General features: G+C 61.2%; 17 protein-coding genes. 10 read left to right on the top strand and 7 right to left on the bottom strand.

The window, feature by feature from the left end:
- Together ACVJNE_RS17970 and ACVJNE_RS17965 are read left to right on the top strand one after the other, a co-directional pair.
- Positions 1 to 248: hypothetical protein (locus tag ACVJNE_RS17970; RefSeq protein WP_499567775.1), on the top strand; the 248-nt coding region annotated here is incomplete at its 5' end.
- Between the two features lie 846 nt (positions 249 to 1,094).
- Positions 1,095 to 1,832, top strand: a complete 738-nt coding sequence (locus ACVJNE_RS17965) for an AI-2E family transporter (protein WP_499567773.1) — start codon at positions 1,095 to 1,097, stop codon at positions 1,830 to 1,832.
- Positions 1,833 to 1,974: 142 nt separating this feature from the next.
- Here the strand turns inward: ACVJNE_RS17965 and ACVJNE_RS17960 are convergent, their stop codons facing one another.
- From ACVJNE_RS17960 to ACVJNE_RS17935, 6 genes are all read right to left on the bottom strand, one after another.
- Positions 1,975 to 2,424 (bottom strand): lipoprotein, encoded by a 450-nt coding sequence (locus ACVJNE_RS17960; RefSeq protein ID WP_499567771.1) that lies wholly within the window; start codon positions 2,422 to 2,424, stop codon positions 1,975 to 1,977.
- Positions 2,425 to 2,533: 109 nt separating this feature from the next.
- Positions 2,534 to 2,986, bottom strand: coding sequence for a MarR family winged helix-turn-helix transcriptional regulator (locus tag ACVJNE_RS17955; RefSeq protein WP_499567769.1), 453 nt, complete (start codon positions 2,984 to 2,986; stop codon positions 2,534 to 2,536).
- A 33-nt stretch (positions 2,987 to 3,019) separates the two neighbouring features.
- Positions 3,020 to 3,505 (bottom strand): nucleoside deaminase, encoded by a 486-nt coding sequence (locus ACVJNE_RS17950; protein ID WP_499567767.1) that lies wholly within the window; start codon positions 3,503 to 3,505, stop codon positions 3,020 to 3,022.
- Entirely contained in the window at positions 3,505 to 3,876 is a 372-nt protein-coding gene (locus ACVJNE_RS17945) for a DMT family transporter (protein WP_499567765.1), read from the bottom strand. Before ACVJNE_RS17945 ends, ACVJNE_RS17950 begins: the two co-directional genes overlap by 1 nt.
- Before the next feature lie 58 nt (positions 3,877 to 3,934).
- Positions 3,935 to 4,255, bottom strand: a complete 321-nt coding sequence (locus ACVJNE_RS17940; protein WP_499567763.1) for a DMT family transporter — start codon at positions 4,253 to 4,255, stop codon at positions 3,935 to 3,937.
- A 59-nt stretch (positions 4,256 to 4,314) separates the two neighbouring features.
- Entirely contained in the window at positions 4,315 to 4,938 is a 624-nt protein-coding gene (locus ACVJNE_RS17935; protein ID WP_499567761.1) for a DsbA family oxidoreductase, read from the bottom strand.
- A gap of 200 nt (positions 4,939 to 5,138) precedes the next feature.
- On the opposite strand from ACVJNE_RS17935, the gene ACVJNE_RS17930 reads away from it, so the two are divergent.
- From ACVJNE_RS17930 to ACVJNE_RS17920, 3 genes are all read left to right on the top strand, one after another.
- Entirely contained in the window at positions 5,139 to 6,032 is an 894-nt protein-coding gene (locus ACVJNE_RS17930; RefSeq protein ID WP_499567798.1) for a LysR family transcriptional regulator, read from the top strand.
- 117 nt (positions 6,033 to 6,149) lie between these two features.
- Positions 6,150 to 7,085 (top strand): pirin family protein, encoded by a 936-nt coding sequence (locus ACVJNE_RS17925; protein ID WP_499567758.1) that lies wholly within the window; start codon positions 6,150 to 6,152, stop codon positions 7,083 to 7,085.
- A 25-nt stretch (positions 7,086 to 7,110) separates the two neighbouring features.
- Complete coding sequence (locus ACVJNE_RS17920; protein WP_499567756.1) at positions 7,111 to 8,361, top strand: DUF5996 family protein; 1,251 nt, start codon at positions 7,111 to 7,113, stop codon at positions 8,359 to 8,361.
- Positions 8,362 to 8,399: 38 nt separating this feature from the next.
- On the opposite strand, the gene ACVJNE_RS17915 is transcribed toward ACVJNE_RS17920, so the two are convergent.
- Positions 8,400 to 9,602, bottom strand: a complete 1,203-nt coding sequence (locus ACVJNE_RS17915) for a DUF4274 domain-containing protein (RefSeq protein ID WP_499567754.1) — start codon at positions 9,600 to 9,602, stop codon at positions 8,400 to 8,402.
- Between the two features lie 337 nt (positions 9,603 to 9,939).
- On the opposite strand from ACVJNE_RS17915, the gene ACVJNE_RS17910 reads away from it, so the two are divergent.
- The 5 genes from ACVJNE_RS17910 to ACVJNE_RS17890 all read left to right on the top strand — a co-directional run bounded on the left by ACVJNE_RS17910 (position 9,940) and on the right by ACVJNE_RS17890 (position 15,848).
- The gene (locus ACVJNE_RS17910) at positions 9,940 to 11,520 is read left to right on the top strand and encodes an ABC transporter substrate-binding protein (protein ID WP_499567752.1); all 1,581 of its coding nucleotides are present in this window, start codon (positions 9,940 to 9,942) and stop codon (positions 11,518 to 11,520) included.
- 180 nt (positions 11,521 to 11,700) lie between these two features.
- A complete protein-coding gene (locus ACVJNE_RS17905) occupies positions 11,701 to 12,684 on the top strand; it encodes an ABC transporter permease (protein ID WP_368802827.1) in 984 nt (327 codons plus the stop codon).
- A 4-nt stretch (positions 12,685 to 12,688) separates the two neighbouring features.
- On the top strand, positions 12,689 to 13,645 hold the full coding sequence (locus tag ACVJNE_RS17900) for an ABC transporter permease (protein ID WP_173187285.1): 957 nt from the start codon (positions 12,689 to 12,691) through the stop codon (positions 13,643 to 13,645).
- Positions 13,645 to 15,279 (top strand): ABC transporter ATP-binding protein, encoded by a 1,635-nt coding sequence (locus ACVJNE_RS17895; RefSeq protein WP_499567748.1) that lies wholly within the window; start codon positions 13,645 to 13,647, stop codon positions 15,277 to 15,279. Before ACVJNE_RS17900 ends, ACVJNE_RS17895 begins: the two co-directional genes overlap by 1 nt.
- 14 nt (positions 15,280 to 15,293) lie before the next feature.
- Positions 15,294 to 15,848, top strand: a complete 555-nt coding sequence (locus ACVJNE_RS17890) for a DUF924 family protein (protein ID WP_173187287.1) — start codon at positions 15,294 to 15,296, stop codon at positions 15,846 to 15,848.
- The last annotated feature ends 64 nt before the right edge of the window (positions 15,849 to 15,912 follow it).

Here is a 15,912-nt window from a genome sequence, read left to right as displayed (position 1 = left end):
ATCGAATCCGCCACCGCATTCCTCTACGCCGCGGCCGTCATGATCCTCGTCAGACGCATCGCACGCCACTCATGAGCAGTTTCGGCACGGACTCTAAGGACAATCGGGTCCCGGTCCACGCCAATCCATTTCCGCAGGACGCCGCTCAGTTTCCAGCTAAGGGCAACACGTTCCCGCATAACTGCAATGCGATCCCACGTAACGGCAACGTATCGCTGCCAGTGGCTGCAGAATCCTTTGTTATGTAGCCATCACCGGCCTGCTTTGACCGAATGATTCCTTTCTCCTGCAAGCAGGGAACCTTGGCAAGCCACTGATCTGGCGCCGGAAAATCGACAGGAAAACGAGTAAAGTACCCGCAATTGCGGACAGTTCCCTGTTTTTCGCCGGATATCAGGGAATTCAGTTCAGAGAACAGTTAGCCGCAGACAACACTCGGCACCACTTCCTCCCTACACCAGACCTCTATCCACGTCGTCTCGGTACTATTGCGTCTTTCCCGTGGGTTAAGACGCTATTTTCCCGACGCCGCGTTCCAACTCACCGCCGATGGAAGCTGCTTTTGGGCACTCTGCAGCATTGAAAACTCCGCCTGCGTCGGGCGCCAGTACAGGTGACGTTGGACAAGAGCAGGGCGCAGACTAATATCGAGCGGGCTTCATGGGAGAGAGCGACGATGGCAACGCGACCGGGATCAAAGCTCGATCGTCGATCAGAGTATATCGATCGCCTGGCGCCGGCGGCGGTAGTCGGTGCGTTGGTCGTTGTCGTGTATCTGACGATCTCACCATTTCTGCCCGCGATCATCTGGGGCGCGGTTGTCGCCATTGCGATCGACCCATGGTTTCGCTGGCTTGTCAGGAAGCTCGACGGGCGCCGCCTTCTGTCAGCATGGATAGTGGGCATTCTCCTCGCCGGAACGGTCGTGATTCCCGCATTGGGATTGGCGGTGGCAATGCTCAACTTCCTGCCGAATGCGCTTTCGTGGACTGGTCGTCTATCGGAGGTCGGCCCCACTGAGCCTCCCGCCATTCTTGCTGATCTCCCGGCCATCGGCCCGCAGGTTACGGCCTTCTGGCATGATCTGACGACCGATGCATCGCACGCCCTCTCTCTTTCGAGACGAGATCAAGACGGGTTTCCTCTGGCTCCTCGGAGAGGTCGAGATATTCGGGGTCTTTGTTGGCGAGTTCGCGATCGGCATTCTCCTGGCCGTGGTGTTCCTCTACGCCGGCGATCGCCTGACGAGTGGCCTCGACCGGTTCTTCGGCAGGCTGGGGGGCCGCTTCGCCCAGGACATTGCCAAAGACTCGGCGCACACAGCGCGGCAGACCGTCGTCGGCGTACTTGGGGCTGCTCTTGTCCAGACCTTGGTGGCAACCATCGCCTTTCTCGTTGTGAGCATTCCAAACTGGATGCTCCTGGCAGGCGTGATGTTCATGCTGGCTCTGATCCAGATCGGCCCGCTCCTGATATTCGTGCCGCTGGCGATATGGCTCTGGGCTGACGGCCATGGATGGCAGGCGGCCTACGTTCTCTTCTGGGGAATCGTGGTGGTTGGCCTCGCAGACAATATCGTGCGACCCATGATTGCCAGTAAAGGAGGCGATGTGCCGGCCTCGCTGGCATTTCTCGGTGCTCTCGGCGGCTTCACACAATGGGGTGTGATCGGGGTCTTCATCGGCCCGGTAATTCTGGCGGTGGGCTATGAGGTAGTATCGAGGTGGAGCGGGTTGCAAGCAGATCCACAAGGCGATGCTTTGCAGGACCCGGCGCCGGCGACTGCGGATCGGGAGAACGACCCCCGAACCGAACCAAGGCCGTCGATCTGACAACGGGCTTCAGCCGGCGTTCACGCCGGCCTTTCTTCCTGCGCGCTACTCGCGCCGCGAGGAGACTTGATAACGACACGGTCGCCCGTGCTGCTGCCCTCGGCGCCAATTTCATTGCCAGCCAGCCGGCACGAGAGCCTTGCTAGGCGTTTCCTTCCGAGCCGAGGAACATCAAGTCTGGATCGCGACCGCTGTTTGAGACATTGCAGCGCCATGGCGCGCGCTGCGCTCCAACCGTCATGTAGACGGTTACGGCCGCTTGTGAGGCCTCAGTGCCTACAACTTCGACGCCCGCTTGGGTCATGCCCGAAAGCGCGCTCTGGCACGACTGGATCGCAGCGTTCGAAACGCTTGAATCAAATCCGACATCGGGAATTGGGCTTGCTGCCTGCTGGCCCATATTCCCGCCGGAAGGCAGTTGGCCCATGTTGCCGTTACCAGTGTCAGTCTGGCAGGCGGCAAGAGCCAGGACGGCGAAAAAGGCAAATATCGGCTTCTTCATCGCAGGGAGTCCTACATTATTATTGTTGATGGGCCAGGGTTGGCAATTGTCGCCCGAAAACCAGGCAAAGCAACCTGTCGCTAAGACCATTCGTTCATCCGTCTGAACCCGTGCCGCTACCGCATTGGTGGTAGGCGACGGCGAGCCTTACCCATTCTGGTCCTTCGTAGTCCCTGCGAAGTAATATCGATGTGGCATATCACTCCGCGCGGAAATTGGCGGTCAAGGTGGCAAAACCTTTGTGCTTTTCCAAAGCCCCATCGAGCGCCTTCTCGTAATCGGGCCGGGCGGCTTCTGCGTGCGAACGGCCCTTGTCGGTGAGCACGGTATAAACACCGCGCTTGTCGTCCGGGCAGAGGTCCCGAACCGTAAGGCCTCCTCGTTCCAAACGCTCCACCATTCGCGAGACAGAGCTTTGATTGAGCTGCAAATGGGTGGCCAGCTCCTGCATTCGCAGTTCGGATTTCGGGGATCGCGCAAGCACCTCCAGCGCCCGATAGTCCGACAGGCCGAGGCCGTGCCGATCCTGCAGGATCCTGGCAATCTCGGCCTCGACATTGGCTATCGCGTGAATCAGCGTCAGCCATGAATCGCTTTTGTTCGACATGAGAAACCTGAATTCCTTTCCCGCCTGCACGAAGCCTGTCTTCACATATGTATGCTCATGCAGATAGAAAGCAAATGCCTATGGCTGGCGCAACCTCGCTCGAAACTCCGTAAATGGGCGCAGCCCTCCGGAGACGGGGAACTTGGCCACCGCAGGTGACCGCCAGGTCTGCGGATCATCTGCAAAGACTTGATATGCGCCGCGATAGTCGAAGCCGTGCGCTGCCACCTCATCACGGTCAGCCGCAAAGAACACTTGAGAGATACCTGCATAGAGCGCGCTCATGTAGCACATTGCGCATGGTTCTCCCGATGCCAGAAGCGTTGCGCCCCGCATATGGGTCGCTCCATGCGTGCGGCAGGCATCGCGGATCGCCTCGACTTCCGCATGCGCTGTCGGATCGTGGTGTTCCCGGACGCGGTTGATGCCGCGACCGAGAACAGCACCCCCTTGATCGACTACCAAAGCAGTGAAGGGAATGCCGCCCTCGTGGACATGGTCCATGGAGAAGGCGACCGCCTCCTCCATGAGTCGCGCGAACCGCTCGGCAGGTTCGCCAATCATCAGGCCTGTCCCCGGAGCTTGGCGCTGTCGGCCAGCTTCAGCCAGACGACACCGGCAATGATGACGCCCAGCCAGAATGCCTGGATCAGCGTCAACGGCTGGTCGAGCAGGATGCTACCGAAAGCAGCCGCTCCGACGGAGCCGATGCCAGCCCATACCGCATAGCCAATGCCCACGTCGATGGTGCGCAAGGCGGCGCTCAGGAAGTAAAGCGTGAGGAGGAAGAAAATGACGGCAGCGACCGACCAGCTCAGGACTGTAAACGCTTGGCTGCCTCCAACGCTGAGCGCGTAGCCAACTTCGAAGGCGCTGGCGAGAAGCAGCATGCCCCATGCACTGCCGCTGGTCTGGGTCTTTTGAATCGTATCCATGATATTCAGTTCCTTTGAGTCAGGATGGAATTGGGGATGAAGGGTCGGCGCATCCACGTCAGGCGGCACCGCTGAGGCGCAGGCCAATGACGCCCCCGATCACGCAGACGATGCCGAGTGCCTTCTTCCAGTCCAGCTGTTGGCCGAAGAAGAGAGCTCCGAGAATGACGATTCCGACACCGGACACGGACGTCCAGATCGCGTATCCGACACCGACATCGAAGGTGAGGAGCGCCAGGCTGAGGAAGAAGGTCGCGATGGCTCCGCTGACGAGTGTCAAGACAGTCCACCAGAGGCGCGTGAACCCCTTCGCATTGCCTGCGCTGATAGCGACCGCGATCTCAAAGACCACGGCGATTCCGAGATAAAGCCAGCTCATTGCAAGTATCCTTTTATGACTGGTGAGCTTGTTAAGGCATGTGCCTATGGTGGGGCCCGCTAAGCCGGATGGGAGAAACCCGGATTGACGGTTGCGCTTTCGAGCCGGTCGATTGCCTGCAGCAATTCGTGCGCCGGTGGCGTTCCCCGAAAAACCTGCTTGCCGACTACGATTGTGGGAACGGAAGTGATCGCCATATCGTCCCGGGCATGGCGCAGCGCCTCGCGATGGCGCTCCGCATAGGCAGTGCTTTCCAGCGCCTGCCGAGCTTCGCCGGGATCCATTCCCGCGTTCGCGGCCAGTTCGATCAGGACTTCAGGACTGCCGATGTCGCGATCCTCTTGGAAGAACGCCCGCAGCACCCCCATCGAGTAAGGATGATCGAGCCCCCGATCCTGCGCCAGCAACAACAGTCGAAATGCCTTGTCTGTGCGCGGCTGTGGTGAGATCGACGGAAGCCGGATCGAAACTCCGAGCCTTTCGGCGAGCGGGTAAACGGACCGGCTCCAGATCGTCGGCAAATAGGGATCTTCCGGCCGCAGCGTCGGCACCGGTTCGGGCCGCAGCTCGAAAGGCCGCCAGGATATGCGAATTTCACGGTCGCCGATCGCATCGGAAAGAACCTGCTCCGCCAGCAGGCAGAACGGACAGACATAGTCGGAATAGATGGTTACGGAACTCATTCGCGCCCTCCATTTACATGCATGCACATGCAATATCTTAAGCGAAACCGCGTGTCAATACGCATGTATGTGCAAGCATGCTATTTCTAAACGGTGGGCGGAACACCACAGAAGTGCCCTTTCGCTTTCTGAACAGGGATCAGCGGCGATGCGATTGTGATACGGTGGGAGGAGCTGCGTCGCGAAGACGGGAACACCAGATGGACACCGAAGATCTGCAGACATTTGTCGAGGTTGCCGATGCAGGTGGCGTCTCGGCGGCCGCGCGGCGGCTCGGTGTGTCAAAGTCGATCGTCAGCCGTCGGCTCTTTCGGCTTGAGGCGGAACTTGGCGTGCAGCTTCTTGCGCGAACTACCCGCGGCGCCGCGCTTACGGAAGCTGGCGTCGCTTTTCGAGAACACGCAGCAAGAGTGGGCGCTGAGATTGATGCCGCAAGGGAAGTGCTTCAGCCCAGCGGGGACTTGACCGGCCGCCTGCGCGTGGCAATGCCCCTGACCCTCGGTCCAACGCATCTCGCGCCGGTGTTGGCAGAGCTGGCGTCCCGGCATCCCAGACTTCACATCCACTCCGCTTACAGTGACCGCTTCGTCGATCTCATCGCCGAGGGTTTCGATTGTGCAATCAGGGTGGGCCTCCTCCAGGACTCTAATATGGTCGCAAGGCGCGTCGGGACCATCCACGCAAAGTTTCTGGCAAGCCCGGACTACATTAAGGCGCATGGCGCACCAGCGACCCCGGCAGACATTGCCGAGCACCAGGCGCTGATGCAAGGCATCGAAGCGTGGAAGTTCATGGACGGCGACAAGGTCGTCACCGTGAATCCGCAGGGGCGCTACAAGGCGGACAATGGCATCGCGCTTGCCGTGGCTGCCGCGGCAGGTCTGGGAGTGGCCTGGCTACCGGATTGTATCACCGATGATTATGTCGCCTCAGGCGCGCTTGTGCCGATCATGACACGCTATCCGCCACCTTCGGCGGGCGTTTACGTTGTCCGACCACCCGGGCAGCATCCTTCCAGAAAGTTGCAGGTCCTCACCGAGCTGCTGATAGAGTGCCTCGCGAAGGACCCTCGCCTGGCGGCGGTTGATCGCTAGCCGCCGGTCGTTGGCGTTCCACTTTTCGCTACACAGCTCGGCGGGCCGCGGGGCTAGCTGCGAACTCGGCTGGCGGCTACGTGACTCACCCGGCGGGATCATGAAAGGACGACGCGCATGAGCTGGAACCCATCAATCGAACCGGGCTGCCCGGACGACGTCGGCCTCGATGCGATCGAGACCCTTATCGTGCCTCGCTCACGCGACGTTGGCGGCTTCGAGGTCCGGCGCGCCCTGCCGGCGCCGAAGCGGCAAATGGTCGGGCCGTTCATCTTCTTCGATCAGGCTGGGCCGGCTGAGCTTCTGACCGGTCAGGGTGTAGACGTGCGGCCGCATCCGCATATCGGCCTCGGCACGGTGACCTATCTGTTCCAGGGTGACTTTCACCACCGCGACAGCACTGGCGCCGACCAGATCATCAGGCCGGGAGCGCTGAACTGGATGGTCGCCGGGCGCGGTGTAACGCATTCGGAGCGCACATCTGCGGCTGCACGAAGCGGCCCGAACAGCCTGTTCGGGATACAGACCTGGCTTGCCTTGCCGGATAGCCACGAGGATGTGGCCCCCACCTTCGAACACCATGGCAAAGAAAAGCTACCGATCATCGAAGACCAAGGTGTTTCAGTTCGATTAATCCTCGGAAACGCCTATGGAAAGGTTGCGCCTGCTACCATGCTTTCCGAGACATTCTATGCAGATGTGAAACTGGAACCCGGAAGCCGCCTGCCGATGCCAGACAACCACGAAGATCGCGGCATCTATATTGTCGACGGCGCGATCTCGGTTGCCGGCCAGGCATTCGAGGCTGGTCAAATGATGGTGTTTCGGCCAGGCGATCGCATTACAGTGGCAGCCGGCGACCGGGGCGCGCGGCTGATGATTCTCGGCGGCGCAACGTTCACCGGACCGCGTTACATCTGGTGGAACTTCGTCGCGTCGTCCCAGGAGCGTATTGAGCTCGCGAAAGCAGAATGGCGCGCGGCGAATTGGGGCAAGGGACGTTTCGACCTGCCCGTCGACGACCGGAAAGAGCACATTCCCCTGCCCGATTGACCGGAACTGGCGCGGAGATACGATCATGAACCAGTGGCCCCGACTTGATTACCTTAGCTGGCGCGATACGTGTTCAGCTCTGCATCTGTACCTCCAGATCGCAGGTAAATATCGGCTGGCACATACGCCGTGGCTCAATCATTCCTGGAACGCGACCTTTTATGTCACGCCGAAGGGACTGGCTTCCTCGCCGATACCCGATGGACCCGGCGTAGAAATTCTTTTCGACCTGCGCGAGCACACGGTCGTCGGCATCTGCGGCAACGGCCGCAGTGCATCCTTCGACCTCGAGCCGATGACGGTCGCCACGTTCCAAACACGCTTCATGCAACTGATCCTTGACCTCGGCGGCACGCCTACCTTCAACGGTCGGCCGAACGAGGTGCCGAACCCGATCCCCTTCGCCGAGGACGATCGCGATCGGCCCTATGACCGCGACGCAGTCGAGCACTTCCATCAGGCGTTGATCGCAGCCGACAAAGTATTCAAACGGTTTCGCACCTCCTTTCTCGGGAAATCGAGCCCGGTTCATCTCTTCTGGGGCAGCTTCGATCTGGCTCTCACCCGCTTTTCGGGTCGGCGCGCGCCGCTGCATCCGGGCGGCATCCCGTCCCTGCCGGACGATGTGGCGCAGGAGGCCTATGACCGGGAAGTTTCGTCTGTCGGCTTCTGGCCGGGCGGCGGCGGCATCGAATACCCGGCCTTCTACGCATACGCCTACCCGGCGCCCGACGGCTACCGCGCGGCGTTGATTCGCCCCGATGACGCCTTCTGGCACGAAGGTTTGTCGGAATTCATCCTCCCTTACGATGGGGTGCGGTCCGCAGCCGATCCCGACGAAGCGCTGATGGCTTTTCTCGTCTCGACTTATGAAGCGGCGGCAGATCTGGGCGGATGGGACCGGAATCTTCTGGAATGCGCCCACGGCAAACCACGAAAGGTTCGTGCTGCCGACGCAATGCCGATAGGCAGTGCATCCTCGCTTGGCGGTGAGAAGGTCGAGCGGGCGGATGGCCCGTCGAAGGGCCGATACCGTCTTGTCATCGACGGAATCGAGGCGGAAGTGACCTACAGCCGGGCCGGCGAGAGCCTTATCATCATCGATCACACGGAAGTGCCTGCAGCACTGCGCGGACGCAAGGTCGGCGAACGACTTGTGCGCCAGGCGATCGATGACGCGAGACGCGACGGGATCGAGATCATTCCGCTTTGCCCCTTCGCAAAGGCACAGATCGATCGACACCCCGAATGGCAGGACGTGCTTCGTCGGGCGTAAAGTGCAGCCGGCTTTGCGGCCTCGCCTATTGGGCCCGCCTAGAAGCGCTTGGCGAGATCAAGGCCGAATGCGTGATCCTGCTGGTCGCTGCCAAATGCGGTCCGGTAGTCGAAGCCCAGGGTCCAGTCCTGCGGGAGGTCTGCATCGAGCGAAAGCCCAAGCGTCACATAGTTCCGCTTGGATGGCTCGATCTCCAGCCAGTAGGGCAGGTGATCGAGATCGATATAGCCGAGATTGATCCGGCTCGACCCTGCAAAATCATGCGTGTATTCGACGCGCGCACCGGGCTTCAGCGTGCCCCAGGACATCTTGAAGGCATATTGCGCGCGCAGGCCGATCACGCCTGAAACGGTATCGATGCTCTGGTCCCCGTAGCGCAGGCCGAAGTCGCCGCCTCCTTCTTCCGCGAACCCGTCGAGCCACGTCCGGGAGAGTTCCACCCGGCCATAGGGTGAAAGAAGCCAGGTGTCGTCACGGAATTCGTATGCCGCCGTCAGCGAACCGAATAGCTGATGGCCCGACCGGCTGCCGTTGGCGAAGTCTCCGGTTGCCGAGACATAGCGCCGGCTGTCGAAATCGAGCCAGCTCCCGCCAACCAGGCCATCGAGGAAGAAATTGTCGAACGGCTTGTAGCTCCCATAGATGGCAGCGCTGTATGCATGGCCCGTGCTCTGCGTGCTTTCGCACCAGAGATCGTACCGCAAGTGCACCTCCCCTCCTTCGATCCCGTAGTCCGATACGGGCCCGCGACCGGCGAGTTTTTCGAAAGCCAGTGCAGGCAATGGCCAAGGCATCACCTTTCCGGCATCCACGACCTGTCTGACATCTGCCTGGTAGCTTTCAAAACGTTGGACAAATCCGCGCCAATCGTCATACCCCCCTGGCGGCGGAGGTGTCGGAAATCCGATATTGGGATTCTTGTAGAAGCCCGCTGCCAGGTTGTCGGCGATCCGCTTCAAAACGACGGCAATCTCAAGCGAAATGCGTGGCGGTAGCGCGCCGTCTCCCAGCAGCAGTTCCTTCAGGTGGTAGCCAGGCTGGCCCTGCCAGAAGACGCAAAGAGCCGTCGACCGCTCGCATTCCGGCTGGTCGACAATCCAGGCCAGACGGCGCTGGTCGCCATCGAACGTCGTCCTGCACGCAGCCAGATGCCACTCCTCAGGTGTTTGCCCCTTCAGCCATGCCAGCAGATCAGGCGTGTCGATCTTCGCGTTTTGGTACCATTCGTCCAGCCGCTCCATATCCCCCGTGTTAAAACACCCGTATCAAGGCGCCCCGCGAGCATATGGCGCAACTATCTTACCCAGATTCCCGTCAGCACAACCAATTGTTTCAAGTCTGAAAGACCTTTCGCAGCAAGTGGAAAACACAAGTGGGTGCGCATGCCTCGCCGCTCTATCCAGAAGTGCTAAAATAAACCGAAATCAGCGGGTTAGACTGATTGCGATGATGGCTGCCAAGCCTGAAAAAGGGCGCTTTTCAAACACAATCCCCTCCCTTATGGTACCCGCCAATCGTGGGTGGGCTCAGGCCCTCACGGGGAACATTGAACAAACAAAAAAGAGTTTGGGAGCCACTATGCGTAAACTTCTTCTCACTGCGAGCGTTCTCGCGCTCGGCGCCGCTGTCATGCCGGCGTCCGCGGAAACCGTTCGCTGGGCCCGCGCGTCCGACGCGCTGACGCTCGATCCGCATTCGCAGAACCAGGGTGTAACGCACACCTTCGCCCACCATATCTACGAAACGCTGGTGGATCGCGATGTCGAGGGCAATCTGATCCCGCGCCTCGCCACCGAGTGGGCGGTCAAGGAAGGCGATCCGACGGTGTGGGTGTTCACACTGCGCCAGGGCGTCAAGTTCCATGACGGCGCCGACTTCACCGCCGAAGACGTTGTGTTCTCGCTCGACCGCGCCCGTTCCGACAAGTCGAACATGAAGCAGCTTCATGCCGGCGTGGAAGGTGTCACTGCCGTCGACGACCACACGGTCGAGGTCAAGATGAGCGGACCGTCACCGCTCTATCCGAACAACCTGACCAACACCTTCATGATGGACAAGACCTGGACCGAGGCTAACAACGCCGTGGAAGTCCAGGAAGCTGGCTCGACGGACGACAACTTCGCCGTGCGCAACACCAACGGCACCGGCGCTTATATGCTGGAGTCGCGCGACCCCGACGTGCGTTCGGTCCTCAAGCTGAACGAGAACCATTGGGCGGAGACCAAGCCGGCCGTCACCGAGATCATCTATCTCCCGATCGCCGACAACGCGACCCGCGTCGCCGCACTGCTTTCGGGCGAGGTCGACCTGGTTCAGGACGTGCCGGTGCAGGACATCGAACGCCTGGCCTCGAGCGACGGCATCAAGGTCACCACCGGCCCCGAAAACCGTGTGATCTATTTCGGTTACCGCTTCGGCGACGCACCGCTGAAGTCGTCCAACATCACCGACAAGAACCCGATCAACGATCCGAAGGTTCGCGAGGCGATGCACCTGGCCATCGATCGCAACGCCATCCAGCAGGTGGTGATGCGCGGACAGTCGGTGCCGACCGGCGTGGCGACCCCGCCCTTCGTCAACGGATGGACGCCCGAGCTGAACGAGTATCCCGAAAAGGCCGATGTCGAAGGCGCAAAGGCGCTGCTGGCGGAAGCAGGCTACCCGGACGGCTTCACGATCACGCTCGACACACCGAACAACCGCTACGTCAACGATGAGGCGATCAGCCAGGCCGTCGTCGGCATGCTCGGCCAGATCGGCATCAAGGCCACGCTGGCCTCGCGTCCCATCACGCAGCACTCGCCGCTGATCCAGAACTCGGAGACGGATTTCTACCTGCTCGGCTGGGGCGTTCCGACCTTCGATTCGGCTTACATCTTCAACGACCTGATCCACACGCAGTCGGGTCACTACGGCGCCTATAACCCGAGCGGTTATTCCAATCCGGAACTTGATGCCAAGATCGAGTCGCTCGGCACCGAGGTCGACCTGGACAAGCGCAACGCCACGATCGCCGAAATCTGGGCTACGGTTCAGGAAGACCGTGTGTTGCTGCCGATCCACAATCAGGTGCTGGCCTACGCCATGAAGGACGGCATGAACCTGGACGTGCATCCGGAAAACCAGCCGCGCCTCTACAACGTCACCTTCGGCGAGTAACAGGACTTGCGTTGAATGCCCGCGTCGCAAACTTTGCGGCGCGGGCCTTTTTCGTTAGCATCCCGCACTCAAAGGTCGCGGTTTCCGCCTCCATCCTGATCGATGGACCGGTGGACGCCGCGATGCCGTGCATCGTTCGTTCGGCAACGCCGGACGCTGCACCCTATGGGGACCAAAGTCATGCTTGCCTTCATCCTCAGACGGCTAGCCCAGTCCATCGTCGTGATGCTGGTCGTCGCCCTCATCTCTTTCATGCTCTTCCGTTATGTGGGCGATCCGGTCGCCTCGCTGCTCGGTCAGGATTCGCGTCTGGAAGACTTCGAAGCCCTCCGTGAGAGGCTGGGTCTGAACGATCCGTTCTATGTCCAGTTCTTCCGCTTCATCACCGACGCGGTGCAAGGCGAATTCGGCATTTCGTACCGCCTGCAGCAGCCGGTCAGCGAACTCATCATGTCGCGCCTGCCGGCAACCATCGAGTTGGCCTTCACCTCGGCGCTGATTGCGTTGGTGGTGGGCGTCACGCTCGGCGTCTTCACGGCGCTGCGGCCGAAAAGCCTTTCGACCGCGATCATCATGACGCTGTCGCTGGTTGGCGTTTCGCTGCCAACCTTCCTGATCGGCATCGGACTCATCTACATCTTCGCGGTGGAACTGCAGTGGTTACCGTCATTCGGCCGCGGCCAGGTGGTCGATCTCGGCTGGTGGCGCACGGGGCTGTTGACTGAATCCGGCCTGCGCTCGCTCATCCTGCCGGCGATAACGCTGTCGCTTTTCCAGCTCACGCTCATCATGCGCCTGGTGCGCGCGGAGATGCTGGAGGTGCTGCGGCAGGACTATATTCGCTTCGCCAGGGCGCGCGGGTTGTCCAAGCGTGCGATCAATTTCGGCCACGCACTGAAGAACACCATGGTCCCGGTCATCACTATCACCGGCCTGCAGCTCGGCTCTGTCATCGCCTTCGCGATCGTCACCGAAACCGTGTTCCAGTGGCCCGGCGTGGGCTCGCTGTTCATCAACTCGGTGCAGGTCGTCGACGTGCCTGTGATGGCCGCCTACCTGATGTTCATCGCCTTCGTTTTCGTCGTGATCAACCTGATCGTCGATATCCTCTACTACGCCGTCGATCCGCGCCTGCGGGTACACGCCTCCGGATCGGGGAAATAGGCCCATGTCCACACCACAAAACCCGGCCACGCCCGTGGCCACCAAGCCGCCGTCCCGCCTCTACCGCATGTGGGATTCCGACGTCTTCTTCTCGTTCCGGCGCTCGCCGGTCACCATCGTCGCTGCAACCGTGGCATTCGTGCTCGTGCTCGCGGCGATCCTGGCGCCGTGGATCGCGCCCTACAATCCGTTCGACCCTGCAAGCCTCAACCTGATGGACGGCTTTACCGCGCCGAATTCAAACTCGATGATGGGCAACTACTTCCTGCTGGGCAGTGACCATCAGGGTCGCGACGTGCTGTCGACCATTCTTTATGGCAGCCGCGTGTCGCTGTTCGTCGGCGTTTCGGCAACGCTGTTCGCGATGGCGATCGGCATCTCGCTCGGGCTTACCGCCGGGTATGTCGGCGGCACAACCGACTCCATCATCATGCGCGTCGCCGACATCCAGCTCTCCTTCCCCGCCATCCTGATCGCGCTGCTCATCTTCGGCATCGCGCGCGGCATCATTCCGCCGAGCCAGCAGGAAGGCATGGCGATCTGGGTGCTGATCGTGGCGATCGGCCTTTCCAACTGGGCGCAGTTCGCGCGCACGGTGCGCGGCGCCACCATGGTCGAACGGCAGAAGGACTACGTCTCTGCCGCGCGTATCATGGGCGTGCATCCGCTGGTCATCCTCGTCCGTCACGTGCTGCCGAACGTCATGGCGCCGGTGCTGGTGATCGCCACCATCGGGCTTGCGCTGGCGATCATCGAGGAGGCGACGCTGTCGTTCCTCGGCGTCGGCGTACCGCCGACCCAGCCCTCGCTCGGAACGCTGATCCGCATCGGACAGCAGTTCCTGTTCTCGGGCGAATGGTGGATCCTGTTCTTCCCCGCCATCACGCTAGTGCTGCTGGCTCTGGCCGTGAACCTGCTTGGCGACTGGCTGCGCGACGCGCTCAACCCGAGGCTGCGCTGATGACTGAGCCCATCATTTCAGTCCGCAATCTCGTCGTCGAATTTCCGCTTCGACGAGGCCTGTTCACCGCCGTCAACGACGTGTCCTTCGACATCATGCCGGGTGAAATCCTCGGTGTGGTGGGCGAGTCCGGTGCCGGCAAGTCGATGACGGGCGCTGCCATCATCGGCCTGATCGAGCCGCCGGGCCATATTGCCGGGGGCGAGATTTACCTGAGCGGCAAGCGCATCGACAACCTGCCGCCGGAGGAGATGGCCAAGCTCCGTGGCAAGCGCATCGGCATGGTCTTCCAGGACCCGCTGACATCGCTCAACCCGCTCTACACGGTGGGCCAGCAGCTGGTGGAAACCATCCGTCGGCACCTGCCGATGAACGAGGCGCAGGCCAGGCAGCGGGCGATCGAGCTTCTCGGCGAAGCCGGCATCCCCTCGCCCGAAACCCGCATCGACAGCTATCCGCACCAGTTCTCCGGCGGCATGCGCCAGCGCGTGGTGATTGCGCTTGCGCTTTCCGCCGAGCCGGACCTGATCATCGCCGACGAACCGACCTCGGCACTCGACGTGTCGGTTCAGGCGCAGATCATCAAGGTGCTCAAGCAGTTGTGCGAAAGCCGCGGTGCAGCCGTGATGCTCGTAACGCACGACATGGGCGTCATCGCCGAAACGGCGACCCGCATGATCGTGATGAACAAGGGCAGGATCGTCGAGACCGGTACAGTCGGCGACATCATCAAGCGACCGAAGGAAGAGTACACGATCGGCCTGATCGACTCGATCCCTTCGATCCGCGACGAGACACGCCGCCACGACGTGCCGCCGGCAGCGACGCAGCTCGTCAAGGTGGAGAACCTGACGCGGGACTTCGACCTGTCGCCGTCGTTCTTCGACAGGCTTGTGAAGGGTTCGAAGCGCTCGGTCGTCAAGGCGGTGCAGGACGTGTCCTTCGGCATCCGCAAGGGCTCCACCTACGGGCTGGTCGGCGAATCCGGCTCCGGCAAGTCGACCTGCGCGCGCATGCTGGTGGGCCTCATCCCGCCGACATCGGGCCGGGTGCTGCTGGAAGACGAGGACATCTGGGAAAGCGGATCGGGTACGCAGAAGCGCCGGCAGCGCGTGCAGATGATCTTCCAGGACCCTTATGCCAGCCTCAACCCGCGCTGGCGGGTCGGCGACATCATCGCCGAGCCGATGCGGGCGCTGAAACTGGTCAGCGGCAAGCGCGAAGCGGAGGATCGCGTCGCCGACCTGCTCGAAAAGGTCCGCCTCGACCCGATCGTCATGCGCAAGTTCCCGCATGAGTTCTCGGGCGGCCAGCGCCAGCGCATCGCCATCGCCCGCGCGCTTTCCAGCCAGCCGGAGTTCATCGTCTGCGACGAGCCGACGTCAGCGCTGGACGTTTCGGTGCAGGCGCAGGTGCTGGACCTGATGCGCGGGCTTCAAGACGAGTTCGGTCTGACCTATCTGTTGATCAGCCACAATCTCGCAGTCGTGCGACAGATGGCCGACGATGTCGGCGTCATGCACGGCGGCGTGCTGGTGGAACAGGGTCCGGTCGACGAGATTTTCGACGACCCGAAGGTTGAGTACACACGCATGCTGCTCAACTCCGTGCCGGACATCTCGAAGGTAGAATAGGAAAGGGAAAAGCCATGACGCGCGAAAAGTGGGTCGACGACATCCTCAAGTTCTGGTTCGAGGAACTCACCTATGAGGACTGGTTCGGCGGCGCACCGGAACTGGATGAAAAAATAAGATCGCGCTTTCTGGACGTCTATGAGCGCCAGAAAGCCGAACTTGACGTGAAGACGATTGACGACCCGCAGACGGCGCTGGCGGCGATCATTCTGTTCGACCAGTTCCCGCGCAACATGTTCCGCAAGACGGCGGCCGCCTTCGCTACCGACGACCTTGCCATCGGCATCGCCCGGCTGGCTGTCGACCGCGGCTACGACAGCCAGGTCGAGCCGAAGGCCAAGTCGTTCATCTATATGCCCTTCATGCATTCGGAGGTTTCGGCGGACCAGGAGCGGTGCGTCGACCTCTTCCGGATGCTGGGCGAGGACGACGGGCTGAAATACGCAATCGAGCACCGCGACATCGTTGCGCAATACGGACGCTTTCCACACCGCAACCGCGTGCTCGGGCGCGAAAGCACCCAAGCCGAGGTTTCGTTCCTCGAAGGGCATTCCGGCTACGGGCAGTAAGAGCTGTCGGTACTTCCCCAGCGAGACTTGCACCCGCGTGGGTTGTCGCCCTAGATAGACGCAT

The sequence above is a fragment of the Mesorhizobium sp. DxT genome, from assembly GCF_058448885.1.
The sequence above is the reverse complement of the archived record's forward strand: the minus strand, read 5'-3'. Positions and strand labels throughout refer to the sequence as shown.